A 22,465-nucleotide genomic window follows, 5' to 3' on the forward strand; every position below is an offset into this window, starting at 1 on the left:
AGGGCTCTTGGGGGCATCCCGACAGGCGACGCCCACACGCGTGCAACTGAGCCCCTTCGGCCAGGACCTACACACGGCTGCCTGCGTACCCGAGGCCCCCGTCCGGCTGGCGAATCGGCGTCTTGAACGTCGTGCCCTTCGTACCCCACTGCCTCTCCCCCGTCGACCACTCACTGTGCCGCTCGCTCACCAGCACGGAACGGGCAGCCAGCAAATCCCGCGCAAAGGTAAAGGTTAGGCCATCATGCGTTAATAAAATGCCTCCTGCAACTACCCCGAACAAGCCATCCGGCACCTCGCGCCCCTGCCCTGCACAGCCGCCCCGCCACTGGTCAATACGTCCTTCCACACGAAAAGCCCGGGGCATGTCGTACGGAATTGGCCATCTCAGGCCGGCCTTGGGTCAGGATTACCGCGTCGGCGTCGCTCAAGCAGTCAGCGAACCATGAGGCGCCCGAGGTGATTGCCGGGCCCCGGCTGACGCCGACTTCTCCGCGGAGTCACATTCGCCCCCGCCGCCGGAAACGAGCTTTACCGGTAGGTCTGTGCACCTGCGAAAACGTCTCCCATTCGCACGCCCGACCGAACCGGGCCGATTGCATGGCCGTCCGCCCAGGCGCTCTGCCCAGCGGTCTGCGCCGTCCGTGCCCACAGCGAGCCCGCAAAAGCGGACAACCACGGTCGGCAGCGGTACGACCCAACCCGCACGACCGTCCCCTCAGGGAGAGGAATCTGCCCAGGTCAGCAACATGCCGCCGGTGGCGTAATCCGCCCGCTGCACCGGTCTGCGATGCAAGCCTGTGCCCCGGGGTCGAAAGGAAGCAGACGGCGATGACGGACGGTGGGCGGAAACGGGACAGGATCGGGGTGGACCGGTCGGAGGGGTTCGGCGAACGCCTGCTGGGTGTGCTGCTGGACCGGGCCCACGAGATGCCGCCTGATTTGATCGCCCCACTCGTCGCGGAAGAGGTGGCCAGGGTCGGGGGGCGGGAGGTCTCCATCCTCCTTCAGGACTACGAACAGGTGCTGCTGGTGCCGCTGCCGGGCCGGCGGCTGAGGGTCGGAGGCCCCGAGGCGGTCGAGGGCTCCCCCGCCGGCGAGGCGTTCCTGACCCGCAGAACGGTGGAGGTGCCGCAGGACGGCAGTGTGCGAATGTACCTGCCGCTGCTGGACGGCAGCGACCAGATCGGGGCGATGGCCGTCACCCTGGACAGGGTCGACGACGACGACCGGCGGTTGCTCCGCAGACTCGCCGGCCTGGTCGCGGACATGATCGTCACCAAGGACGCCTACACCGACCGGTTCTTCCAGGCCCGCCGCAGCTCCCCGATGAGCGTGGCCGCGGAGATCCAGTGGTCGTTGCTGCCCCCGCTGACGATGTCCGTTCCGCAGGTCGAGGTGGCCGGGATCCTGGAGCCCGCCTACGACGTGGCCGGCGACAGCTTCGACTACGCCCTCAACGGCGACATCCTTCATGTGGCCATGCTCGACGCGATGGGCCACGGGCTGGACGCGGCGACCATGGCGACGGTGGCCGTCGGCGCCTATCGCCATACGCGACGTGCCCATACCGACCTGTCCCAGGTGTACGCGTTCATGGACCGGGCCATCAACGAGCAGTTCGGCCAGGACCACTTCGTCACCGCGCAGATGATGACTCTGAACATCGCCACAGGCCTGTTGCACTGGGTCAACGCCGGGCACCCGGCCCCGTTCCTGATCCGTGACCGCTCCGTGGTGGACCGGCTGGAGAGCCCGACCACGTTGCCGGTCGGCTTCGGCGGAGAGGAGCCGCTGGTCAGCGAGCGGAGGCTGCAACCCGGGGACCGGTTGCTGTGCTTCACCGACGGCCTGATCGAGGAGCACCAGGCCGGCGGGGAACAGTTCGGTGAGGAGCAGCTCATCGAGTGGACCAACCGGATCCTCCGCGACCGCACCGAGGTACGGGCGGTGGTGCGAGCGCTCTCCCACGCCCTGAAAGCCGAACGTGGCGGCACCACGAGCGACGACGCGACCATCTTCCTCGTCGAGTGGCGAGGCGGCGACGCCGATCATCTCGCCACCTTCGGCTGAGAGCTCCGACGCCGCCCCGGAAGGCCAGGGCCGCGGACACCGCGGGCGCGATGCGTACGGGGCAGGACGACTGTCTCCACGTCACCGTCACGTACAGCCGCCCGCCGGGTGACGGGAGAGGTGAGCGACCTGCGGGGCTCCTTGGCCACGGCGACGGTGGACCGCTCCGGCAAGGGCGCGGCCGGGGGCACACGCCGGTCCTGCCTGGGCCGGGGCACGCGCTGGTCCTGCGTGGGCCGGCGCCGATGCCGTCCGCACCGTTGCGGCACCGCCCGGGCTGGGGGCGGGGCTCGGTGGCCGGCGGACCTCGGTCCTCCTACAGGACCACGGGCAGGTATGGCTGGTGCCCTTGCCGCTCGACGGGCTGGTGGCCGGCGATCTGCAGCCCGTCGAGTGCTCCGACCCCGGCCGCGGCTTGCCGCGCGCGTACCCCGTGCGGCGACCGATGATGGGAACACGGACGAACACGCGGAGCTGGTCATGACGGGTTGGCGGGTCCGGGACTACTCCCCGGACGATCTCGAGGGAGTGCTCCGTGTCGACATGGAGAGCGGCACGACCGAGGAGCCGGCCCTTTTCCCGCTCTCGGACGCCGTGACGGCCCTCCAGGCCCTCCACCCCGCCGTGGTGGCCATGGCGGACGACGTGGTCGTCGGCGCCGCCGTGAGCAGGGTGGAGGGCGAGCGGGCATGGATCCTGCGCATCTGCATGGCACCTGCCTGGCGACACCAGGGGCTGGGCAGCGCCCTGATCACGGCCCTTGAGCGACGGCTCTTCACCGATGGTGTCCGCGCGGTGCACGCCGCCCTGCCCGCGGGCGAGACCGGTGCCGCGGCCTTGGGCAACTGCGGCTTCGGCGCCCGATCGGGCCTGGTCCTCTTCGAGAAGCGCAGACCCGTGCCCCCACAGGCGGCAGGCATCTTCGCCTCGCTCGGGGCGGAGCTGCCGGCCGCCGGACTGTGGCAGAAGGTCGCGGGAATGCAGAAGGAGAAACAGCTCATCGAGCGCCGCCTGGTCCTGCCACTGGCCCATCCCGGACTGGCCGCGGAGCACGGTGTGCAGCCGCCGCGCGCGGTGATGCTGTTCGGTCCGCCCGGGACCGGCAAGAGCACCTTCGCGCACGCGATCGCAAGCCGTCTGGGGTGGCCCTTCCTCGAGCTGTTCCCCGCGCGTCTGGCCGCCGAGTACGGCCTGGCGAGCGGGCTGAGCCGGCGCTTCGACGAGATCTCCCGGCTCGAGCACGTCCTGGTGTTCATCGACGAGGTCGAGGAGGTCGCCGGCGCACGCAGCGGCGCGGACGCGACCGCGGTAGGTGTCGTCAACGAGCTGCTCAAGGCGATCGTCCGGTTCCGCGGCCAGGACGGACGGCTGCTCGTCTGCGCCACGAACAACGTGACCACGCTCGACTCCGCGTTCCTGCGGCACGGCCGCTTCGACTACGTACTGCCGATCGGCCCTCCCGATCACCGGGCCAGGACCGCGCTCTGGGAGAGCTACCTGGCACCGGCGGGCGCGAAGGCCGACAGTGAGGTACTCGCATCCGCCAGCGAAGGCTTCACCCCCGCCGACATCGCCCACGTGGCGCGAACCGTCTCCCAGGCCGGATTCGAACGCACCTTCGATACTGGAACCCGCGTCCTCCCCACCACGGACGACTACCTGGACACGATCCGCGGCACCCAGCCCACGGTCGGCGCCACCATGTCCCAGGGGTTCGCCGAGCAGACGGAGCAGTACGCCCGCCTCTAGGTGGTGTCACCCGCTCCATGAGGAAGGCCCGGGTCAGTGACCCGGGCCTTTGCTGCCCTCACCCGAGGGCCCTCAGGGCTGCTCGATGGTGATGAAGGGGTCCCACTGGAAGTAGCCCTGCAGGTTGCGGTGGTGGTCCAGGATCTGGAAGGAGAAGTGGTACGTGACCTTCCCGGCTCGCTTGACGGTGGTCCGCCAGTAGTGGTCCTCGTACTGCTGGGTCGTGAAGGCCGGTGTGCCCTCGCTCCCCTCCTGCGGCATCGGGTAGACGCCCTCGATCACCTCGATCTCCGGCGCCCTGATGAGCAGGTGCTGGTTGTCGCTGCTGACGTACCGGTAGAGGAGTGCCTTGTAGTCGCTGCCCAGCGACAGCGTCGTCTCCCGCCACTTGACGCTGTCCCCGGGTTCGGCCCGGAGGTTCAGCTCGGCGCCCGACGTGCCGATGATGTGGTCCTGACGCGTCGTCATGTAGATCAGGTTGTGGTCGACGTACGTCGGTGCGTCGGGGTTCCTCGACGCGTTGGGGTTCCGCTCGACGATCGTGGCCGCGTCGAACGCGATCAGTACGTTGAGATCAGCCATTTCCTGCCCCCTTCGGTTACCGGTTTCTCAAGGCACACCGCCTTGGTGGGCCCCTTGCTCCCTGCGGACCGAGCGAACCGAGCGGCCCGTCAGGTGGTCGTGTCGGGCTTGGGCACCTTGTACGCCATCGCCCTCGGGTAGTCGCGCCGGCGCAGGCGGACGCGGACCAGCAGAGGTCCGGCGTTGACCCGGTCGGCGGGGTCGGCGAGCCGGGCCAGCAGGGCGTCCAGCTCGGCGGTGTCCGCGACGGCCAGCCCGTTCGCCGGGGTGTGCTTGCCGGCGAAGACGGCGGCGAGGCGGTCGTAGTGCCAGGGGTGGAGGACGTTGTAGAAGTCCGCGTCGGTCCGGTCGTCCTCGGTGTCCTCGGTGTGCTCCGCGTGCCCGTCGTGCTCGGCGTAGTAGGACGGGTGGACCAGCATCTGCTCGATGCCGTAGAAGTGGCCGTTGTCCAGGACGAAGACCACCGACCGCAGCCCGAGCCGGGTGTGGGTGGAGATCTCCTGACAGGTCTCCTGGAAGGCGCCGTCGCCGACGAACACCATCGGGCGGGCCTCGCCGCGCTCGGGAGCGAGCGCGGCGCCGGTGGCCGCGCCGACCGACCAGCCGATGGACAGCCAGCTGACCTGGGAAAGGAATCCGCCCGCGGGCAGGGACAGGTTCATCGAGCCGATGAGGGAGAAGGCCGCGTCGGACACGACCGTCCAGTCCTCCCGGGTCTCACGGCCCAGGAAGTGGTTGATCCGGTCGAACACGCCGTCGTAGGTGAGGTGTTCGGGGTGCCGGGACCGCGAGCCGCTGAGGTGGAGCGAGGCCCGGTGGCGTTCGAGCGTGGCGGGACGGTCCTGGGGCGCTCCGTGGTGGGCGTGGGCCTCGGCGTAGTAGTCGGCGGTCAGCCCGCCCGAGCCGTACTCCTTGACCAGCGCGTCCTGGAGGGCGGGCAGCAGGTGTTCGAGCTGGACGTCGGGGAAGTAGGAGGTGCCGACGCTGACGCCGCCGTTCGCGGCCATCACCCAGTCGGTGCCGACGCACTGCTCGCCGCCGAGGTTCTTCGACGTGGACCAGGCGCCGAGACCGATCCGGCAGGTGGCCCAGTCCTTGAAGATCCAGCGCACGTCGGGGTGGCTGGCACGGCCGTTGTAGACGCCGTGGAACTGCGGCAGGTCCTCGTCCACGACGGCCTTGGCACCGACGGTGGTGCAGAACGGCACGCCGGTGGCCTCCACCAGGTCGGTGAACTGCCCGGCGAGGCGGAAGCGGTCGGTCTCCTCGCCGGCCCACACGATCGGGCGGGGCCTGCCGTCCGGGCCGGAGTGTTCCTCGATCAGGGTGAGGATCGCGTGCACGGCGTTGTCGAGCATGGACCGGCCACGCGCGCCGAACGGCCGGTCGCGGGGGACGAGCGGCGCCTCGGGCTCGGGGCAGGGCTCGTCCCACAGGTCCTCCATGACCTCCAGGTAGACCGGCCGGCGCTCGGTGAGGCAGGCGGTGAGCGCGGCGTCGATCCGGCCGGGGGCGAGGCCCGGGTTGGAGATGACCTGCGCGTCCACGGTGATCTGCCGGTAGACGTCCAGGTTGCTCTCCGTGCGGGGGCTCATGTGGGAGGTGAGCAGGCCGAGGGCGCGCTGGTTCTGCCACTGCTCGTAGGGCGGGGAGGCGTTGACGGCGACGAGCGGGACCCGCTCGACGTAGGCGCCGCCGCAGGCGTTCAGCAGGTTGAACGCGCCCACGCTGTACGTGACCGCGGCCGCGCCGATGCCGTGGATGCGGGCGTAGGCGTCGGCGGCCTGGCCCGCTCCGCCCTCGGTGGGGGTGCCGACCCATTCGATGTCGCCCTCGGCGCGCACGGTGGTCAGGAACGGGCCGAGGTGGTTGCCGGGGACACCGAACAGGTGGGTGATGCCGAGCTCGGCCAGGCGCAGGGCGAGGTAGCGGGCGACGGTGCACCCGGGGTCGATCGCGGTCATCAGCGGTCCCCCTCCCCGTCGGCGCCCGGGATGGCGACCGGTGGGGCCTGGTGGTGTTTGGTGGTGCGGAAGGTCTTGACGCGTCCGCCGACGCGGTCGGCGTTCGCTTCGAGGATGGTGACGTCGTGGCCGGCCTCCTTGAGGAGGCGGCCGGCGACGAGGCCGGTGATGCCGGCACCGATGACGAGGATCTTCTTGCGCGGGTGGTGAGCGGGACCGAGGCGGCCGGTGTCGATCAGGGTGTGGAGATGGTCGAGCTTGAGGTCCTTGTCGTCCGGCCCGACGAGAAGGAGTTCGCGGGCAAGCCGGAGACAGGTCTGCCAGCGCACACGGGTGGCGGTGTTTTCCCGTGAAATGTCGGTCATAGCTTGCGATCGTAGGGATGGGGAAACGGTTCCCCATCCCCTTCTGCGGACAAAGTCCAAAAGGCGCCGATCGCACCGCTTGACGGAAATTCGGCTTGCCCGATTCTCCCTTGCCGGACGGATGATCCGCCGGGGACGGACGGGGAAAGAGAAACGAGGCCGAATCGACAATCCGCCGCGGAATTCGGAATTCCTGGTGCCTCGATGGTGGTGGTCTCGCCAGCCGATCGGGGCGGGAAGGGCGCCGGGACAGTGTTTTTCCGGTCCAGTCGTCGCCGCGTTCGCACCGTCACGGGCTCGGCCGGGACGAGTTCTCGACCACGGAGTGCGGGCGGCCGTCCCAGCGGGATCCCAGCGGCTCGGTGATGTAGCAGGTCAGAGAGTCGCCGCCGTCCCATCCTCCCAAGGCGCACGGAACCCCTTGGCACGTGTTCGGCCGTGGCCGCAGCCTGCTGCCGCGAGTGGGTGCCGCTGGCGCGAGCCAGGAACCAATCGCGCAACGCACACCGCAGCGAGAGAAGACACCTCGACCCGAACACCTGGAGGAATCATGAAGAAGCGCGGCATCGCCGCCGTCGTCGCCGGCCTCGCGGCCACGGTCCTGGGGTTCACGCCGGGCACGGCCAACGCCTACGACAACGAACCGCTCAGCGCCAGCACCACGGGCGCCTCCGTCTCGCTCACCGTCGACTGGACCGGTTCGGACTCGTTCACGCTGCGCAACGTGAAGCTCAGTGACACCTCGTGCGACGCTCACCCGGTGTTCTTCTACGTCAGCGTGCCGGGCTTCCAGTACCCGAACCACTGGAACTCCAGCGGATGCGGCACCACTTCCACCTGGGGCAGCCTGTCGGGCAGCGAGGACAGCGGCATCCACAGCCTGTGGGTGACGGTCTGCCGTGACACGACCTTCGACAACTGCAGCTCGTCCCACGGGTCGATCAACCCCTACAACTGATTCCCTCACGGCAGGCGCCGTCCGCGAACGTCCCGCATTGTCCGCGAACTCCCCCGGGATTGTCCGTGATCCGTAACGGACGCATCCCGTGGCCGCCGCCCCTCGTCATGCCAGGTGGTCGCAAGGCGACCGGGGATCGGCGAGGGACCGGGCGAAAGCGGGGCGGACATGGCGCGGCACGGTGGCGGGCGGGGCTGGTACGGCAAGGTGATCGGGGTGGCGCTCGGGGTGACGGCGCTCGCCGCCGGTGCCTCGGTGTGGACCGCGCAGGCCGGTTCCGTGGGCGGCTCGTCGCCGAAGGTGACCGCGTCGGCCAAGCCGGCCAGTGAGGTCGAGCCGGTCGCGGTGACCATCGCGCACGCCTCGGACAAGGGGGCGCGCGGCGTCAACATCACCATCGACGACGGACCCGACCCCGTGTGGACCCCTCAAGTGCTGGACGTGCTGCGGGAGTACGGGGTGAAGGCCACGTTCTGCATGGTGGGGACGCAGGCGCAGGCGCACCCGGACCTGGTGAGGCAGGTGGTCGCGGCCGGACACCGGCTGTGCGACCACTCGGTGTCCCACGACACCGCCATGGACAAGAAGTCCGAGGCCTACCAGTCGCGGCAGATCCTCGACGCCGAGCGCATGATCACCAAGGCGTCCGGGGGCGTACGGCCCATGTACTACCGGGCCCCCGGCGGCGCCTTCACCCCCTACAGCCGCACCCTCGCCGCCTCCCGGGGCATGCGCCCGCTGGGCTGGAACGTGGACAGCAAGGACTTCGAGCGCCCGGGTACGGACGCTGTCGTCGCCACCGTCCAGCGGGAGCTGCCCAACGGGCCGACCCTCCTCTTCCACGACGCGGGAGGCGACCGCTCCCAGACCGTCGCGGCCCTGCGCCGGCTCCTCCCCTGGCTCAAGGACCAGGGCTACTCCTTCGGCTTCCCGGTGCGCTGAGCCCCGGCCCCGACCGCGCCAACGGCCTGGCAGCGAGGCGACACCGCCTCGCTGCCAGGCCGTTCGCGTGCCCTGCGTGGGCTCTTCGGGTGCGGCCCCCGGTCCACCGGGCCGTTGCGTGTCGCCGCCGCGGTTCAGGAGGGCGTGCGGCGTGATGACGTTGGTCCGATACCTCTTCGCCCCCGGCCGGCCCTCGTTCTCCGATGCCCCTCCGTTCCGTCCGGCATCCCAGGAAGGTCATGTTTCCCCAGGTCAGGGGCCGTTGATGCGTTCCAGCATCCCGAAAATCCCGAGGGAATGGCGAGTGGGACGGCGCGTGGCACAGGCTTGGGTCATCCAAGCGACGGCACTCGCCGGACGCGGATTCCGATTCACACCTGGAAGATCATCTTCCGTATGTTCAGAGAAAGCAGTCTCTTCATGCGTATCGCCACTCGTTCCGTCTCCCGCACGACCGCCTCCTCCATGGTCGTCGCCGCGGCCCTCGCGCTCGTCGGCGTCCAGGCCGCCGGGCAGACCGCCTCCGCCGCCACCAACAAGGCGTCCTCGATCGCCACCTGCACCTCGGCGAACACCCAGCTGACCGTCACCGAGGCCGCCCGCCCGATCAACCACCTGCTGCTCAAGGCCACCAACACCGGCACCAAGCCCTGCTACGCCTACAGCGCCCCCTTCCTGAGGGCCGGCGCCGACGCCCAGGCCCCGCTGCCGTGGGCCGAGGAGACCATTCCGCAGGCCGTGCTGGAGATCAAGCCGGGCCAGAGCGCGTACGCGGGCATCTGGACGTTCTCCCCCGACGGCGAGGGTGGCAGCACGAAGAAGACCCTGGGCGTGACCTTCGCCGACAGGAACGGCAACGCGACCAACCAGGAGAAGACCCTCACGCTGCCGAACGGCGGCGTGTTCTTCAACAGTGTCGCCACCGTCACCTACTGGCAGGACAACGCGGCGGACGCCCTCTTCTGGTAGGAGCGTGGTGTCGCGGGCGCCCGTGCCGCTGGTGCTCCGCTTGAGCCCAGCGGCACGGGCCCCCGCGTCTTCACCGGCTCGGGTCAGTCGACGGAGGCCATGAAGTCCAGCATCCTGCGGTTCACTTCCTCCGCGTGGTCGATCTGAGGTCCGTGCCCGGTGCCGGTGACGATCTCGGCGCGGGCGCCCGGTATCAGGCGAGGGACACGCTCCAGTTGGCGCTCGGGGTGCACCAGGAGGCTGCGCTTGCCGAGTACCAGGTAGAGCGGCGTACGGATGGTGGACAGTTCGGCCTCGGACAGGGGGAGCGGTGCCGGGCGGCGGATGCGGTAGGCGCGGGCGGCGGTCCTGATCATGGTGCGCAGCTCGGGCATGACCAGGACCGGCTGTTCCAGCCAGGCCGCCAGTCGCGGGCGCAGTGCCTTGGGCGCGAAGGTCGCGAAGAGGCTGGCGAAGATCCAGACGAAGAAGCGCAGCCCCACTTTCTCCAGGCCGCCCGGGTCCAGCAGGGTGACCGAGGCGAGGCGTTCGGGCCTGCGGTGCGCCTGGTTCAGGGCGAGCCAGCCTCCGTAGGAGGTGCCGACGAGGTGGACGCGTTCGAGCCCGAGCCCGTCGAGCGTCTCCTCCAGCCACTGCGCGGCGCGTTCGGGCTGGTGGATCGGCTCGCGCTGCACGCTGCGTCCGGGATCGCCCGGGGTGTCGACGGCGTAGACGGGTCGCTCGGCGCTGAGGGCGGGGGTGTTCGGGTACCACATGGCGGAACAGGATCCCGCTCCGTGCACCAGGACGACCGGCGTGCGGGACTGGGCCGCCGGGTCGGTGGGTCCGTAGCGGTACACGTGGGTGGTGCCGAACGAGGTCTCCACGTCCTGTTCCGCGAGGGCGGTTGCCCCCAGCGCGTAGACGGCGTCGCACGCGGCGAAGTAGCGGTCGCGCCAGGCGTCGCTGACGTAGCGGCCGACGTCGGCCTGGGTGCGGGCAGTGGTCTCGGACACGGCCACCTCCGGAGGTCTCGGTTTCGTGGTACGAACGTATCACGATGTTGATACGGCTGTACCATAAAGGGCGGCCGACGAGGGACCGGCGGACGGACGACGAGCGGAGGACCAAGCCCATGCCCAAGCGGGTGGACCATGCGGAACGGCGCACCGAGATCGCGGAGGCGCTCGTCCGGGTCGCCGGCCGTCGCGGGCTGCATGCCGTGGGGATGCGCGATGTGGCAGCCGAGGCGGGCGTGTCACTGCGACTGGTGCAGTACTACTTCGAGACCAAGGAGAAGCTGCTGCTCTTCGGGCTGGAGCACCTGACCGGCAAGTTCGGGGAGCGGCTCGCCGCCCGCATCCGAGCCGCCGGTGACGCCCCGGGGCCGCGTACGACGGTCGAGGCGCTGCTGATGACGGCGTTGCCGACGGACGAGGAGAGCCGTACCTTCCACCACCTCTACACCTCGTACGCCGTGCTGGCCGTGACCGACCGGACGCTCGCGGCCCAGCCCTTCATCAAGAACCCGGACGCCGCCGAAGGCGCCCTGACCGACATCCTGCGGCAGGCGCAGGCGGCGGATCTGCTGCGGCCCGGCGTGGACGCGCGCTTGGCGGCGGCCGGCCTGCTCGCGATGTCCGCGGGGCTCGGCACCAGCATCCTCGTCGGCCAGCGCAGCCCCGAAGCCGCCGCCGCGGTCCTGGACGACCATCTCGACCTCGTCTTCCGCACGGACGACGCGACAGGTTGACGCAGGACCCGTTCGCGGTCCCGCTTCGACGATCGGCGGCCTCGCCGGCGGAGGGCGCGAAGGCTGAGGCTATGCCGGAGAGGTCACGTACTCGTCGTGGCGGCGCAGCCAGTGGGTCTGCTCGCCCTCCTCGTGGCGGCCCAGCGGGGTCCGGTCGAGGAGGCCGTAGTAGGCCATGGCGGGCTCGAGGCCGCGCGCGGTGGTGACGTACGTGCGGTGGACGGTGCCGTCCGAGAGCGTGTAGGCGCTCAGTCCTGGGCCCTCGGTGACGTACCGGAGTACGTCCGTGCCCGTCGCCTCGGCCATCTGGCTCACGGTCTGCGGGATGTCGCCGTCGAGGAACGGCCTCAACTCCTCCTCGGTGTACAGGAAGCCGAGGTCGCGGTGGAAGTCGGCGCCGACGGTGGAGACCCAGTCGAAGCTCCAGCCCATCCGGTCCCGGTAGGCGAGGAGCTTGTCCAGCGGTGCCCGCGAGGAGCAGATCAGCGTCACGTCACGGGCCCTGAGGTGGACCGCGTTGGGGTCGAGAGTGTCCGCGATCGAGGAGCAGACCGGGCATCCGGCCGCGTAGGACGGGCCGAACATGAAGTGGTAGACGAGCAGTTGGGAACGCCCGTCGAAGAGGTCCGCGAGCGCCTTGGGGCCGTCCTCGGTCTCGAAGCGGTAGTCCTTCTCGACCGGCACCCAGGGCAGCTCCCGCCGCTTCCGGGCGAGCTCGTCGTTGCGCCGGGTGAGCGCCTTCTCCTCCGCGAGAAGCTCCTGCCGGGCCGCCTCGAATTGCTCTTGTGTGCCGACGGTGTGCTCGGGCATGGCCATTCCCTCCTGTGCGGGAGCGGACATCCGGCCTCATGTCCCACGGTACGCGCGCACCGGCGGGCCTTCGACTTCCGGCATGAGCGGGCCGTCGCCCCGCTGCTACACCGCATCCCCTTCCGCGGCGAGGCGCTCCGCGTGCCCGAGCTCGTCCTTCCGGACCGGGCCGGGTCCCGCGCTGTAAAGTCGCCAGTGTGTGGTGACGCCGTCCGGGCCGTCGAAAGCGGCCCGGGACAGTGCGGCCTCGATCCGGCCGCGGACTTCCTGCTCGGCCGCGGGTTCGGCCGCGAACAGCACGCGGAGCCGTACCTCCCCGCCGGAGCGCTCGGCAGAGGTGTGGTGCGGTGCCAGCGGGCACGGCGGCCGGTGGTTCCAGTGCCCGCACAGCGCGACCGTGATGGCTGCGCCGGGTGCTCCGACATCACCGTCGGCCTCCATCAGGAGAACCGCGTCATGGGCGAAGGCTCGGCGCATGGCTCCCAGTATGGGACGGGTCCGCACGCAGGAGAAGGACCGCGAGCGAGCACGCACCTCGGTTCACGCGTCGGCCACTCGACCGATCCGCCCCGGCCTGGCAAGGCCGGATGGCACCATGGGCGGGTCGGAGGGGAACCAGGGGGCCGAGTGGAAGACAAGGGACGCACAGCCCTGCTCATCGGCGTGGGCGAGAATCCGGGCGCGGAGCACGTTCTTCCCTCCCTGGCGGCGACGGTCGAGGCGGATCTGCGAGCGCTGCGCGCCTCTCTGGAGGGCAGCGGCTACGCGGTGGAGACCCTGCAGAATCCCACCCGGAACGCGATCACCGAGCGGATCTCCGACCTCTCCCGGAGCGCGCCGCCCGGCAGCACACTGCTCCTCTACTTCACCGGGCACGGCGTTCGGATCGGCACCACCGACTACGTGGTGCCCTCGGACGCCAGGGCCCCTGCCGAGCACGGCGACCCCGCGGCCGGGTGGCAGCAGCCCCACGTACGGGAGTCGCTCCTGGAGGCCGACATCAGCCGGTATCTGGCCAACTGCTCGGCCGGCACCGTGCTGTGGTTGATCGACGCCTGCCGCTGGGCGGGGGACGAGCAAGGGCCCGCCTTCGGCAGCAACGTCGTCAAGGGCCCCCCGCACAGCGGTTTCGCCATGATGACGAGCTGCGGCCCCGGTGAGCCCAGCGGCTTCGCGGCGACCGGCAGTTTCTTCACGTCGGCGCTCGCCCAGGCCTTCGACCCGCTGACCGAGGCCACGACCGTGGAGCAGGTGTACGAGAAAACCCGGCGCGACACCGAGATCCTCGCGCTACGGGCGGCGGCCGGACCGCAGAAGGTCCTGATCCATTACGGAAACGACCTGGCGGTGCAGACCAGGTCCCTGGCGGTCGCCGAGGGCAGACGGCTGCTGGAGGCCTGGCAGGACGCCGTACGCACACCTGCCCTCTGGGAACGGGTCCCGGTGCGCGACACAGCAGCCGTGGCCCATTTCCAAGGCTGTCTGTCCGACCTGGCCGTCCAGGCCGCCCGTCACGTCCACCGTGCTCAGGAGCGGCTGCCCGATCCATGGGCCGACGACGACTATCCGGTACGACTGCTGACGGACCGCCTCCCCCAACTCCTGCCGAAGGACGCCGAACTGTCCGCGCTGGAGGTCACCGCGCTGATCGCCGGCGCTCTGTTGCACGAGACGGCCTGGGCGCAGCGGCTGAGCCAGGCCGCCGAGTTCCGTCCCCACTCCGTGCGGAGCCGTGACGGGGCCGACGACCGGCGGCGGCACTACGAGCAGATCACCGAGCACTACCCCCAGATCGCCGAGAAGCTCGAAGACTGGTACCTGTGGCTGACGGACCCCGCCGACGACCGGCACGCCGTCACGCTGTGGCTGGTGCACCGCTGGATCGAGGAGCGGTTCGCGACGGACGAGGAGGCCGTGCCCGCGGTGCTCGCCGACGGCTTCGTGGCCCAGCTCCTCGACATGGCACCTACGGCAGCGGGCGAGCGGCGCGGCGGCCGGGCGGAAGCACTGTCCACGGCGCTCCGCACAGTCGCCGCCGGCCTCACCGTCGGCGCTCCGCCGAACGACCAGCGGCTGCCGCCGGACCGTCACGTCGTCCGCAGAACACCGTGGCAGCTACGAGTACGTCCGCTCGCGGCGCTGCTGCGGCTGGCTGGGCTGCTCGCCTTCGACACCCGGTGCCTTCCGGAAGTCCTCGCCGAGCATCTCGCCGTCTCGGATCCGGTGGTGCCGAGCGAGGTGGTCACCGTGCTCCGGGACGCCTTCTGGGACCCCTTCCAGGACGGTGACGCTCCCTCGTATCTCCATCTGGACGCGGTCTGCCCCCATCCGGCGATCCACGCGGCACTCGCCTCGGTCGTCGAGGACGCCGACGACCTCGGCCACCTGCTGCGGGAGTCGGCCCGCCACCTCCCGCGGGACGAGGGCGCGCTGTTGCGAGGACTCCCCGCGCGGCTGTCCGACCACCGGCTCAGGCCGGACCGTGAGCAGGGCACGGACGCCTACGACGTGCCGCTCGCGCAGTTCTCGCTGTCGCAGACGGAGATCCGCCGTCTGCTGATGGGCGAGAAGCTGTACGACGGCGAGCCCGAACTCGCGCTGCGGGAGCTGTACCAGAACGCCATGGACGCCTGCCGCTACCGGGAGATGCGGGTCAGGTATCTGCGGGATCTCGGCCGGGAACCGGCACAGTGGGCGGGCCGGATCCGCGTCGAGGTGGGCGAGGACAGCCGCGGGCGTTATGTCGAGTGTGTGGACAACGGCGTCGGCATGACGGTCGACCAGTTGAAGAACACCTTCACCCGGGCCGGCCGCCGCTTCGACCAGTCCTACTCCTTCCGCCGGGAGCAGGCCGCGTGGCTTCGGCACGACAGTTCGCTGCGGCTCTACCCCAACAGCCGTTTCGGGATCGGCGTCTTCAGCTACTTCATGCTCGCCGACGAGATGACGATCGTGACCCGGCCGGTCGGCCCGGACGGCCGCCCGGCCGAGAAGGCCCTGCGCGTCGAGATCCCGGTCAGCGGCAGTCTCTTCCGCGTACGGGAGGAGGACGAGCGCGGCGGCACGGCGTTGCCCGAGGGTGGCACGCGCGTCCGGTTGCACCTGCGCCGTGCGGGGGCGCTGCCCGGGGACTCCGCCGTGTCGGTGCTGCGCGCCTTGGTCCTGCTCAGCGAGTTCCGGCTGGAGGTCCGCGACCAGGACGGCACCGAGGAGACCTGGCTGCCCGGTCGCCTCAAGTCCGGAGAGGGGCCGGGCGCGTTCGCCACCCGGTTCGCTGTCGAGGCGGTGCCGGGCACGTTGTGGTGGGTCTCCGGCGACGGGGCGATCGTGTGCGACGGGATCGCCGCGGACAAGCGGACCTTCGGGTACGTGCTCAATCTGACGGGCGCGCACGCGGGAGAACTCAGCGTCAACCGCAAGAAGTTGGAGCGATACGACACCAGGTGGGCTCGCGAGCAGTTCCGGCTCGGAGCCCAAGCGCTGGCCGGGCACGCTGAGCTGAGCCTGGATTGGCTGTGGAGCGTGGAGTCCCGAGAGCCCCCGCTCGCCCGCATCCTGTGGGCGGCGCTGCGGGGGCAGGGGGTGCTCGCCTCGGACGGCCTCGGACGACAGGTGAACCTCGACGAGGTCGGCTGGTTCAGGCTGGACTCCGCCCTGGACGACCGGCGCGGGCGGCGCGAGGAGGAGAAGCTCTCCGAGATGATCCGGCCGTGGCGACTGGCCACCCTCGGTCCTGGGTTCCGGACCCGGAACGAAGCGGTTCCGGCATCCCTGTCGGGGCACCCCGTCCCGCAGCCGGGCTGGTCGGACATCGCGACGAAGATCGAGGGCGACTGGCGTACCGCGGTGCTGGTGGCCCACGACCAGGGGACGACCGTGGCGGAGGTGCTGCGCGCGACACGGGGCCTGCGCATCGCCCATCCGCGGCTGGCGGGGCCGGCCGTCCTCGGGGACGGCGACCTGGACTGGAAACCGGACTTCACCGACTGGTACATCATGAGAGGGCTCCAGGGCAGCAAGCCCGATCCGCTGGACGGCCTCGCCATCACCGTCTGGGGGCGCCCCCTGCCGCCCAAGCGCCGGGCCGCCAACGAGATCTACTACCGGCATCCGCCCGAGGACCTCTCCGGCATCGCCCGCGCTTCCGCCAGTTTCCGTGAACCGCTGGGCAAGTTGGCCGAGTCCTGCGCCCGGTACGCCCCGTTCGTGGGCAAGCCGCTGAGCGCCGTACCGAACCACCACCGCGACCATGTCTGCACGGACGCCGAGCTGAAGCTGCTGTACCTCCAGGAGGACAAGCATCACTGGCGACCTGCCGTCCACCCCTGGGACGTGCCGGGGGTGGCAGCGGTGACGGGGCTCCCCGCGGCCGAAGTGCGGCGGCGGATGGCCGAGTTCGCCTGGCTGGGGCGCCCCGTACCCGATCAGGCCCTGGCCGCCCGATGGGCTGCCGTGCCGGCAGAGGTACTTCCCGTCCTGCGCCACTACGTGGTCCACGGCGCCGACGGCCGGCCGGCGCTGCCATGGGCCGCCACCATCGAACTGGCCGCGGACTTCGAGCTCTCCGTATGGGAGGCCGAACGCCTCCTCGCACGCGTGACCGAGGGCCTCGGAGTAGTTCACCGCCGGCGCTACACCAAGCGCTCCTCCGCGCGGGACGCCGTCCCCTCGCCAGAGACGGGCCACCTCGTGAGGTGGCTGCATGAGGCGGGCGTCCGCCTGGAGGACGGCGTCTCGCTCCGGGACCTCGCGTCCGTGCGCTCCCAGGAGCACTCGTGGGAAGAACTGTCCTGGTACCTGGATGAGTTGAGGGAGGCAGGGGTGAATCTCCCGGACGCGGCGAGCCTGCTGCGCGCCTGGGACGATCTGCCCACACCCAGCAGGTACGCGTTCTCCGGGGAGGACCCCAGCTGGGTCGGTGCCGACTATCCCGTACCGGCCACCTCGGCCGTGCTGTTCACCGGGAGCCAGCGGCTGCGTCAGAAGCTGTCGGTCCTGTGGGACACCGCGCACCGGGAAGCCCAGAACCTCGGGCTGGGCGCCGATCTCGTGGCCCCCCGACCGCCCAAGGCGCTGAGGAAGTTCATTCCGACGCATGACGAGATCGCGGCTCTGGTCGACGCCGGACCACAGGAGGACGTGGACTACGAGTGGTGGGAGACCCCGAGCTGGGTCCCGCTCACCGCGCAGCGGCTCGTCGCCTACGCCCGCACCCGCAACCTCGGTGCGCGAGCCGCGTACCGGGCCCTGGCCCCCTTGCGGGCCATCGGTGCGCTCGTACCGGATCTGAGCGACGAGGCGGAGGCCGCGCTGCCGGACGAAGTGCCCACCGCCCACGACGCCGTGGCGGTCGACCCCGCATACCGTGTCTCCGCGCCCGGGTCCCCGCTGCTGCCTCTCGATCTGATCAGCGTCGCCGGCCGTCTCGGCGAGTCGGTACAGCACACCTGGCAACGCCGCATCACCCTCTACCTCGCCCTGGAGGAGGTACCGCCGTCGATCTCGGAGGTGCCCGACGTCGTGCCCGGCTGGCAGGACCTGGCGATCCTCTCCGAGGGCCTCGACGGGAAACTCCCCGCACTGACCGGTCCGGTCGGGCAGGAGCGGATCGAGCGCTGTGCCCGGGCGGTGGGTGAGCCGCCCGAGTGGGTGCGCCAACGCCTGGAGGTGTACGCGGGGCTGTTCGGGCTCCGGTTGGAACGTGCCGCCGAGCGGGGAGAGCGGCCATGACGCGGACCGAGCGGCACGATCACGGCATGCCGTACGCCTCCGGGGCGATCTCGGAGAGCAGGACGCGGATGCGCTTCTCGATCTCGTCGCGGATCGGGCGGACCGCCTCGACTCCCTGCCCGGCGGGGTCCGGGAGCTGCCAGTCGAGGTAGCGCTTGCCGGGGAGGACGGGGCAGGTGTCGCCGCAGCCCATGGTGATGACGACGTCGGAGGCCTGGACCGCTTCCACGGTGAGGACCTTGGGGATCTCGGCCGAGATGTCGATGCCCGCCTCGTTCATGGCTTCGACGACGGCGGGGTTCACGGTGTCCGCGGGGGCGGAGCCCGCGGAGCGCGCCTGGACGTGGTCGCCTGCCAGGTGGGTGAGGAAGGCGGCGGCCATCTGGGAGCGCCCGGCGTTGTGGACGCAGACGAACAGGACGGACGGGCGCTCGGCGGGAGGGGTCATGGTGGGTGCCTTCTCGGGGTGGTCGGTCAGGAGCTGGAGGGGGCGGCGAGCTCGGCTTCGGCCGGGACGGGGACGACGCCGGGCCGCTCCGGTGCGGGGCGGGTGAACACGGCGGCCAGGAGGCCCAGGCCGAGGACGGCACCGGCGAGCTGTGCCGCGAGGAACGGGCCGACCGAGGCGGGCGCGATGCCGGCGAACGTGTCGGTGAAGGCGCGGCCGATCGTGACGGCCGGGTTGGCGAAGGACGTGGACGACGTGAACCAGTACGCCGCACCGATGTAGGACGCCACGGCGAGGGGCGCGAGGTGGGCGCGGGCGGTGCGGGCGAGGCCGAAGACCAGCAGGACGAGTCCGGCGGTCGCGACCAGTTCCCCGAGCCACAGGTGGCCGGCCGAGCGGTCATGGCCCGACCACCGCACCAGGGGCCTGGCGAACATGGCGTCGGCCAGGACGGCGCCCCCGATCGCCCCGGCCGTCTGCGCGGGGATGTACGCGGCCACATCGCGAAGGGTGAGTCCGCCGGAGGTGCCCCGGCCGGTGAACCAGGCCGCGAGGGTGACCGCGGGGTTGAAGTGCGCGCCGGAGACCGGCCCGAACAGGGCGATCAGCACCCCCAGGCCGAACACCGTGGCCAGGGAGTTGGCCAGCAGTTGTACGCCGACGTCATCGGTCAGCTCGGTGGCCTGGATGCCGGAGCCGACCACCACCGCGACCAGGGCGGCCGACCCGACGGCCTCGGCGAGGGCCCGGCGCCCGAGCGAGGCGGTCACGCGGTCGCCTCGGCCTTCTGCGGGGTCGCCAGGAACGCGGACAGCCGGTCCAGGGTGCCGGGGAGCACCCAGTAGTAGACCCACGTGCCGCGACGCTCGCAGTCGATCAGGCCGGCCTGCCGGAGCAGCTTGAGATGGTGCGAGATCGTCGGCTGGGACAGGTCGAAGGCCGGGGTCAGGTCACAGACGCAGACCTCGCCGCCCGCCCGCGAAGCGATCATGGACAGCAGGCGCAGGCGGACCGGGTCGCCCAGCGCCTTGAAGAGCTTCGCCAGCTCGGCCGCCTGGCCGTCGTCCAGGGGCGCGGTCACCAGTCCCGGGCAGCACGCGGCGGACCGGTCGTCCTGCCCGAGGACCACGAGTTCTTGCTTCGACATCCTTCTATGTTGACGATTGTCGATCCAAGGCGCAAGCTCTGAATTGAAAGACATCTATGCAAGCAGATGGGAGATCCCGTCATGTCCCGTGCTCAGCTCGCCCTGCGCGTCAGTGACCTCGAAGCGTCGATCGCCTTCTACGCGAAGCTCTTCGGCGCCGAACCGGCCAAGCGCCGCGAGGGCTACGCCAACTTCGCCCTCGCCGAGCCCCCGCTGAAGCTCGTCCTGATCGAGGGCGAGGCGGGCGAGGAGACCCGCCTGGACCACCTCGGCGTCGAGGTCGAGTCCACCGAGCAGGTCCGCGCCGCCACCGACCGCCTGAAGGAGTCCGGCCTGGCCACCTTCGAGGAGAACGACACCTCCTGCTGCTACGCCCTCCAGGACAAGGTGTGGGTGCACGGCCCCGGCAGGGAGCCCTGGGAGGTGTACGTGGTCAAGGCCGACGCCGACACGCTCGGCAGGAGCGCCGACCCCGACGCCACCGGCGACGGCTGCTGCACCGGCCGGGCCGACGAACCGGCCTCCGCGCCGACCGGTTGCGGCTGCGGCTGAGCCGGCGGTCGGGACCAGGCCGCGGGGTCGACGACGCGACGCCCCCGACCGAGGTCGGGGGCGTCGCGGAGAAAGGGGCTGACTCGCCGATGCGCTAGTCGGTCCGTACGGCGGCCTCTCCCGTCACCTCGGTCACCCTCCACCGCTGGTTGGCGCCGGAGTTCGGCGTCCACACGCCGACGGAGGCTCCGTCGTTGGTGGACTGGCCGGAGACGTCGGGGAGGCGGCCGGTGGCGGCGTTGACGAGGGTCCAGGAGCCGTCGCCGGTCGTCGACAGGATCCACTGCGTGGCGCTGTCGCGGTCGCCCTCGTCGGGCTCGGCCACGAGGGAACCGTCACGGACGGCCAGGCGCTTGCCTTCGGTGGCCTCGGTGAAGACGTACCGCTTCCGGTTGTCGTCGCCCCGGCTGGTCTGCTCCACCCGCCACTGCTGACCACTCGGGTCGGCCGCGTCGGCGCTCTTGATGACGAGGCCGGTGCCGTTGTCGGCGATGGTGAGGTCCTTGCCGCTCTGGACGCCGGCCAGCCGGTAGGTGTGGCCCTTGCGCAGCTCGGCCGCGTCCTTGGCGACACCGGAGACGCCCTTGATGACGAAGGAGGTCACGGACTGGGCGGGCACGGTGACGGTGGCCTGCTCGCCGGTGACCCGGACGGCCTTCTGACGGGCGAGCTTGCCGTCGGCGCTGGTCACCACCGGGGTGACGGTGGCGTGCCGGGAGACCTTGCCGAACTTCGACAGGTCGAGCGTGACGTCGCGGGCCTCGGTGGTGCTGTTGACGTGGACGACGGTCGCCCGGTCGCCCTTGCGGGAGAGCGCGGCGGTGCTGGAGGTGTCGTTCGTCTTGATCAGCCGGTCGCCGGGCTTGATGTAGTGGGTGAAGTTGCGGGCGGTGTCGAACTTGGTGTTGGTGTAGATCGGGCAGGTCTTGAGGGTGTCCTTGGAGGTGCAGCTGAACGGGAGCTGGATCTCGCCCCAGTTGCCGCCCTTCGCGGACTCGCCGCCCGGCTTCATGTTGTCGTAGTCCTCGACGGGCTGCCAGAACACCCAGGCGCGGGGCTCCAGTTCACGCAGGTCGTCGACCATCTGCTGGGCCAGGCCCAGGCCGGGACGCATGTCGGTGAAGCTCTGGCCGTCGCCCCAGTCGCCCTCGACCTCGCTCATCCACAGCGGCTTGTCCGCGGCCTTGGCCAGGTCGCGCACGGTGGTGCGCTGGCTGGTGCCGTAGGTGTGGACGTTCATCTGGCCGACGAGGTCGCGCACGTCCTGGGGGTAGGAGTTCCAGTTGGTGGCGAAGGTGCCCGGGTTGGTCTCGTCCATCGCGGAGATCTCCGCGTCGGACCTGGACTTCGCCAGGGTCGGGCCCAGCGCGCGGATCACCTTCTGCTGGAGCTCGGGACCGATGTGGGCGCCCTCCTGCCGGCCGCCCACGGGTTCGCCGTCCGCGCCGAGCTTGGTGCCCCAGTAGTTGGTGTTCGGCTCGTTGAACGGGTCCAGCGTGTCGACCTTGATGTGGTGCGCCTTCTCGAGGCGTTCGGTGGCACCCACCAGGTACTTGGCGAAGTCGTCGACGGAGTCGGCCTTCAGCTGGTCCTTGCCGGCGTCGAAGTTGCCGGAGACGTAACCGCTCTCGGTCATGAACCAGGGCGGGGAGTTGCTGAAGGCCTCCCAGTGGGTGATGTCCTTCTTGATGCGGTCGACCCACCAGCGCTGCGTGTGGTCGGCGTTCTTGTTCCAGTCCTTGGGGTCGTCCGCGTCCCACCAGTCGACGTCCTCGCGGGTGGTGCCCGCCGGGGCCTTCCACCAGCCCTCGACCGCGCCGCCGGCCCGCAGGTAGTTCTTGACGTCGGGGGCGTTGCCGCCGCCGATGTTGTAGCGGGCGATGTTCAGGTTCAGGCCGTCGTCGCCGAAGAGGAGCTTGGCCAGCTTCTCCCGTATCTCGGGCGGGTAGTCGCCGGTGGCGTTGGCGAACCAGACCAGGCTCGTGCCCCAGCCCTCGAACTTCTCCCCCTGGTAGGAGGGGTCGGGGCGGACGGTGACCCCGGCTGCCGCGGCGGCCTGGGCCGGCTCGGCGTGCGCGGCGGGCAGGGTGGTCGCGGCCAGGACGGTTCCGGTCGCCAGAGTGACGCCGATGGCCCCGAGGAGCCTTCTCTTACGGGTGCGTTGTGCCATCTCGAGTACTCCACCTCTTCTGCGTGCCGCGTGTCCCGGTGACGCGAGATCGGGGCCTGCGTGGTGCGACTGGTGCGGGTTCGGAGCCTTTTCGTGCGGTTCGGACTGAGCAATGTTTACGTAAACATCCGCTGGCGAGCTGTCTACACTGTCCGAATCTCAGGGGTCAAGGAGTCGTTCCGGACCGAAATTCGCGCGGGCCGGGCGGCCAGGGGGCGAGGGGCAGGTGGGCGCAGTGGACGGGGAGAGGGAACCCGTGGGCACGGGCCGTACG

Annotated in this window: 18 protein-coding genes; 8 read left to right on the forward strand and 10 right to left on the reverse strand. The window is 70.6% G+C overall.

Annotation, left to right across the window (positions count from 1 at the left end; genetic code table 11):
• Positions 1-831 precede the first annotated feature (831 nt).
• Together ACGFNV_RS24195 and ACGFNV_RS24200 are read left to right on the forward strand one after the other, a co-directional pair.
• The gene (locus tag ACGFNV_RS24195; protein WP_393625056.1) at positions 832-2,073 is read left to right on the forward strand and encodes a PP2C family protein-serine/threonine phosphatase; all 1,242 of its coding nucleotides are present in this window, start codon (positions 832-834) and stop codon (positions 2,071-2,073) included.
• A 480-nt stretch (positions 2,074-2,553) separates the two neighbouring features.
• Positions 2,554-3,822 (forward strand): ATP-binding protein, encoded by a 1,269-nt coding sequence (locus tag ACGFNV_RS24200; protein WP_393625057.1) that lies wholly within the window; start codon positions 2,554-2,556, stop codon positions 3,820-3,822.
• Between the two features lie 72 nt (positions 3,823-3,894).
• On the opposite strand, the gene ACGFNV_RS24205 is transcribed toward ACGFNV_RS24200, so the two are convergent.
• The 3 genes from ACGFNV_RS24205 to ACGFNV_RS24215 all read right to left on the reverse strand — a co-directional run bounded on the left by ACGFNV_RS24205 (position 3,895) and on the right by ACGFNV_RS24215 (position 6,733).
• A complete protein-coding gene (locus tag ACGFNV_RS24205; protein ID WP_393625058.1) occupies positions 3,895-4,404 on the reverse strand; it encodes an inclusion body family protein in 510 nt (169 codons plus the stop codon).
• Between the two features lie 89 nt (positions 4,405-4,493).
• A complete protein-coding gene (locus ACGFNV_RS24210) occupies positions 4,494-6,368 on the reverse strand; it encodes a thiamine pyrophosphate-binding protein (RefSeq protein WP_393625059.1) in 1,875 nt (624 codons plus the stop codon).
• Positions 6,368-6,733 carry an FAD-dependent oxidoreductase gene (locus ACGFNV_RS24215; RefSeq protein ID WP_393625060.1) on the reverse strand — a complete coding sequence of 122 codons (366 nt, stop codon included), beginning with the start codon at positions 6,731-6,733 and terminating at the stop codon, positions 6,368-6,370. The genes ACGFNV_RS24210 and ACGFNV_RS24215 overlap by 1 nt, the downstream gene beginning before the upstream one ends.
• Positions 6,734-7,283: 550 nt before the next feature.
• Here ACGFNV_RS24215 and ACGFNV_RS24220 point away from each other — a divergent pair.
• From ACGFNV_RS24220 to ACGFNV_RS24230, 3 genes are all read left to right on the forward strand, one after another.
• Positions 7,284-7,691 carry a hypothetical protein gene (locus ACGFNV_RS24220; protein WP_393625061.1) on the forward strand — a complete coding sequence of 136 codons (408 nt, stop codon included), beginning with the start codon at positions 7,284-7,286 and terminating at the stop codon, positions 7,689-7,691.
• A 168-nt stretch (positions 7,692-7,859) separates the two neighbouring features.
• Positions 7,860-8,633, forward strand: coding sequence for a polysaccharide deacetylase family protein (locus ACGFNV_RS24225; RefSeq protein ID WP_393625062.1), 774 nt, complete (start codon positions 7,860-7,862; stop codon positions 8,631-8,633).
• 420 nt (positions 8,634-9,053) lie between these two features.
• On the forward strand, positions 9,054-9,602 hold the full coding sequence (locus tag ACGFNV_RS24230) for a DUF4232 domain-containing protein (protein ID WP_393625063.1): 549 nt from the start codon (positions 9,054-9,056) through the stop codon (positions 9,600-9,602).
• Between the two features lie 83 nt (positions 9,603-9,685).
• On the opposite strand, the gene ACGFNV_RS24235 is transcribed toward ACGFNV_RS24230, so the two are convergent.
• Positions 9,686-10,597 (reverse strand): alpha/beta fold hydrolase, encoded by a 912-nt coding sequence (locus ACGFNV_RS24235; protein ID WP_393625064.1) that lies wholly within the window; start codon positions 10,595-10,597, stop codon positions 9,686-9,688.
• Between the two features lie 119 nt (positions 10,598-10,716).
• On the opposite strand from ACGFNV_RS24235, the gene ACGFNV_RS24240 reads away from it, so the two are divergent.
• Positions 10,717-11,334 carry a TetR/AcrR family transcriptional regulator gene (locus ACGFNV_RS24240; RefSeq protein WP_393625065.1) on the forward strand — a complete coding sequence of 206 codons (618 nt, stop codon included), beginning with the start codon at positions 10,717-10,719 and terminating at the stop codon, positions 11,332-11,334.
• Positions 11,335-11,403: 69 nt separating this feature from the next.
• On the opposite strand, the gene ACGFNV_RS24245 is transcribed toward ACGFNV_RS24240, so the two are convergent.
• Both ACGFNV_RS24245 and ACGFNV_RS24250 read right to left on the reverse strand, forming a co-directional pair.
• Entirely contained in the window at positions 11,404-12,144 is a 741-nt protein-coding gene (locus ACGFNV_RS24245) for a DUF899 domain-containing protein (RefSeq protein WP_393625066.1), read from the reverse strand.
• Between the two features lie 105 nt (positions 12,145-12,249).
• Positions 12,250-12,621, reverse strand: a complete 372-nt coding sequence (locus tag ACGFNV_RS24250) for a hypothetical protein (RefSeq protein ID WP_393625067.1) — start codon at positions 12,619-12,621, stop codon at positions 12,250-12,252.
• 150 nt (positions 12,622-12,771) lie between these two features.
• Between ACGFNV_RS24250 and ACGFNV_RS24255 the strand changes: the two genes are divergently transcribed.
• Positions 12,772-17,874: a caspase family protein gene (locus ACGFNV_RS24255; RefSeq protein ID WP_393625068.1), complete on the forward strand. Its 5,103-nt coding sequence runs from the start codon at positions 12,772-12,774 to the stop codon at positions 17,872-17,874.
• 19 nt (positions 17,875-17,893) lie between these two features.
• Here the strand turns inward: ACGFNV_RS24255 and ACGFNV_RS24260 are convergent, their stop codons facing one another.
• From ACGFNV_RS24260 to ACGFNV_RS24270, 3 genes are read right to left on the reverse strand one after another with little or no spacing between them, the layout of a single operon-like run.
• Positions 17,894-18,322 carry an arsenate reductase ArsC gene (locus ACGFNV_RS24260; protein WP_393625069.1) on the reverse strand — a complete coding sequence of 143 codons (429 nt, stop codon included), beginning with the start codon at positions 18,320-18,322 and terminating at the stop codon, positions 17,894-17,896.
• Between the two features lie 26 nt (positions 18,323-18,348).
• Entirely contained in the window at positions 18,349-19,092 is a 744-nt protein-coding gene (locus ACGFNV_RS24265) for an aquaporin (protein WP_393625070.1), read from the reverse strand.
• Positions 19,089-19,469: an ArsR/SmtB family transcription factor gene (locus ACGFNV_RS24270; protein WP_393625071.1), complete on the reverse strand. Its 381-nt coding sequence runs from the start codon at positions 19,467-19,469 to the stop codon at positions 19,089-19,091. The genes ACGFNV_RS24265 and ACGFNV_RS24270 overlap by 4 nt, the downstream gene beginning before the upstream one ends.
• 81 nt (positions 19,470-19,550) lie before the next feature.
• Between ACGFNV_RS24270 and ACGFNV_RS24275 the strand changes: the two genes are divergently transcribed.
• Entirely contained in the window at positions 19,551-20,021 is a 471-nt protein-coding gene (locus tag ACGFNV_RS24275; protein WP_393625072.1) for an ArsI/CadI family heavy metal resistance metalloenzyme, read from the forward strand.
• Between the two features lie 94 nt (positions 20,022-20,115).
• Here ACGFNV_RS24275 and ACGFNV_RS24280 read toward each other — a convergent pair whose 3' ends face one another.
• A complete protein-coding gene (locus tag ACGFNV_RS24280; RefSeq protein WP_393625073.1) occupies positions 20,116-22,191 on the reverse strand; it encodes a glycoside hydrolase in 2,076 nt (691 codons plus the stop codon).
• Between the last annotated feature and the right edge of the window lie 274 nt (positions 22,192-22,465).

The sequence above is a fragment of the Streptomyces sp. NPDC048751 genome (assembly GCF_043198595.1).
In the GTDB taxonomy this organism is placed as follows: domain Bacteria; phylum Actinomycetota; class Actinomycetes; order Streptomycetales; family Streptomycetaceae; genus Streptomyces.

What these genes read in the sequence shown, in the direction of transcription:
- ACGFNV_RS24195 (WP_393625056.1), top strand. Translation starts at nt 832, where the DNA reads ATGACGGACGGTGGGCGGAAACGGGACAGGATCGGGGTGGACCGGTCG.
- ACGFNV_RS24200 (WP_393625057.1), top strand. Translation starts at nt 2,554, where the DNA reads ATGACGGGTTGGCGGGTCCGGGACTACTCCCCGGACGATCTCGAGGGA.
- ACGFNV_RS24205 (WP_393625058.1), bottom strand. Translation starts at nt 4,404, where the DNA reads ATGGCTGATCTCAACGTACTGATCGCGTTCGACGCGGCCACGATCGTC.
- ACGFNV_RS24210 (WP_393625059.1), bottom strand. Translation starts at nt 6,368, where the DNA reads ATGACCGCGATCGACCCCGGGTGCACCGTCGCCCGCTACCTCGCCCTG.
- ACGFNV_RS24215 (WP_393625060.1), bottom strand. Translation starts at nt 6,733, where the DNA reads ATGACCGACATTTCACGGGAAAACACCGCCACCCGTGTGCGCTGGCAG.
- ACGFNV_RS24220 (WP_393625061.1), top strand. Translation starts at nt 7,284, where the DNA reads ATGAAGAAGCGCGGCATCGCCGCCGTCGTCGCCGGCCTCGCGGCCACG.
- ACGFNV_RS24225 (WP_393625062.1), top strand. Translation starts at nt 7,860, where the DNA reads ATGGCGCGGCACGGTGGCGGGCGGGGCTGGTACGGCAAGGTGATCGGG.
- ACGFNV_RS24230 (WP_393625063.1), top strand. Translation starts at nt 9,054, where the DNA reads ATGCGTATCGCCACTCGTTCCGTCTCCCGCACGACCGCCTCCTCCATG.
- ACGFNV_RS24240 (WP_393625065.1), top strand. Translation starts at nt 10,717, where the DNA reads ATGCCCAAGCGGGTGGACCATGCGGAACGGCGCACCGAGATCGCGGAG.
- ACGFNV_RS24245 (WP_393625066.1), bottom strand. Translation starts at nt 12,144, where the DNA reads ATGCCCGAGCACACCGTCGGCACACAAGAGCAATTCGAGGCGGCCCGG.
- ACGFNV_RS24250 (WP_393625067.1), bottom strand. Translation starts at nt 12,621, where the DNA reads ATGCGCCGAGCCTTCGCCCATGACGCGGTTCTCCTGATGGAGGCCGAC.
- ACGFNV_RS24260 (WP_393625069.1), bottom strand. Translation starts at nt 18,322, where the DNA reads ATGACCCCTCCCGCCGAGCGCCCGTCCGTCCTGTTCGTCTGCGTCCAC.
- ACGFNV_RS24270 (WP_393625071.1), bottom strand. Translation starts at nt 19,469, where the DNA reads ATGTCGAAGCAAGAACTCGTGGTCCTCGGGCAGGACGACCGGTCCGCC.
- ACGFNV_RS24275 (WP_393625072.1), top strand. Translation starts at nt 19,551, where the DNA reads ATGTCCCGTGCTCAGCTCGCCCTGCGCGTCAGTGACCTCGAAGCGTCG.
- ACGFNV_RS24280 (WP_393625073.1), bottom strand. Translation starts at nt 22,191, where the DNA reads ATGGCACAACGCACCCGTAAGAGAAGGCTCCTCGGGGCCATCGGCGTC.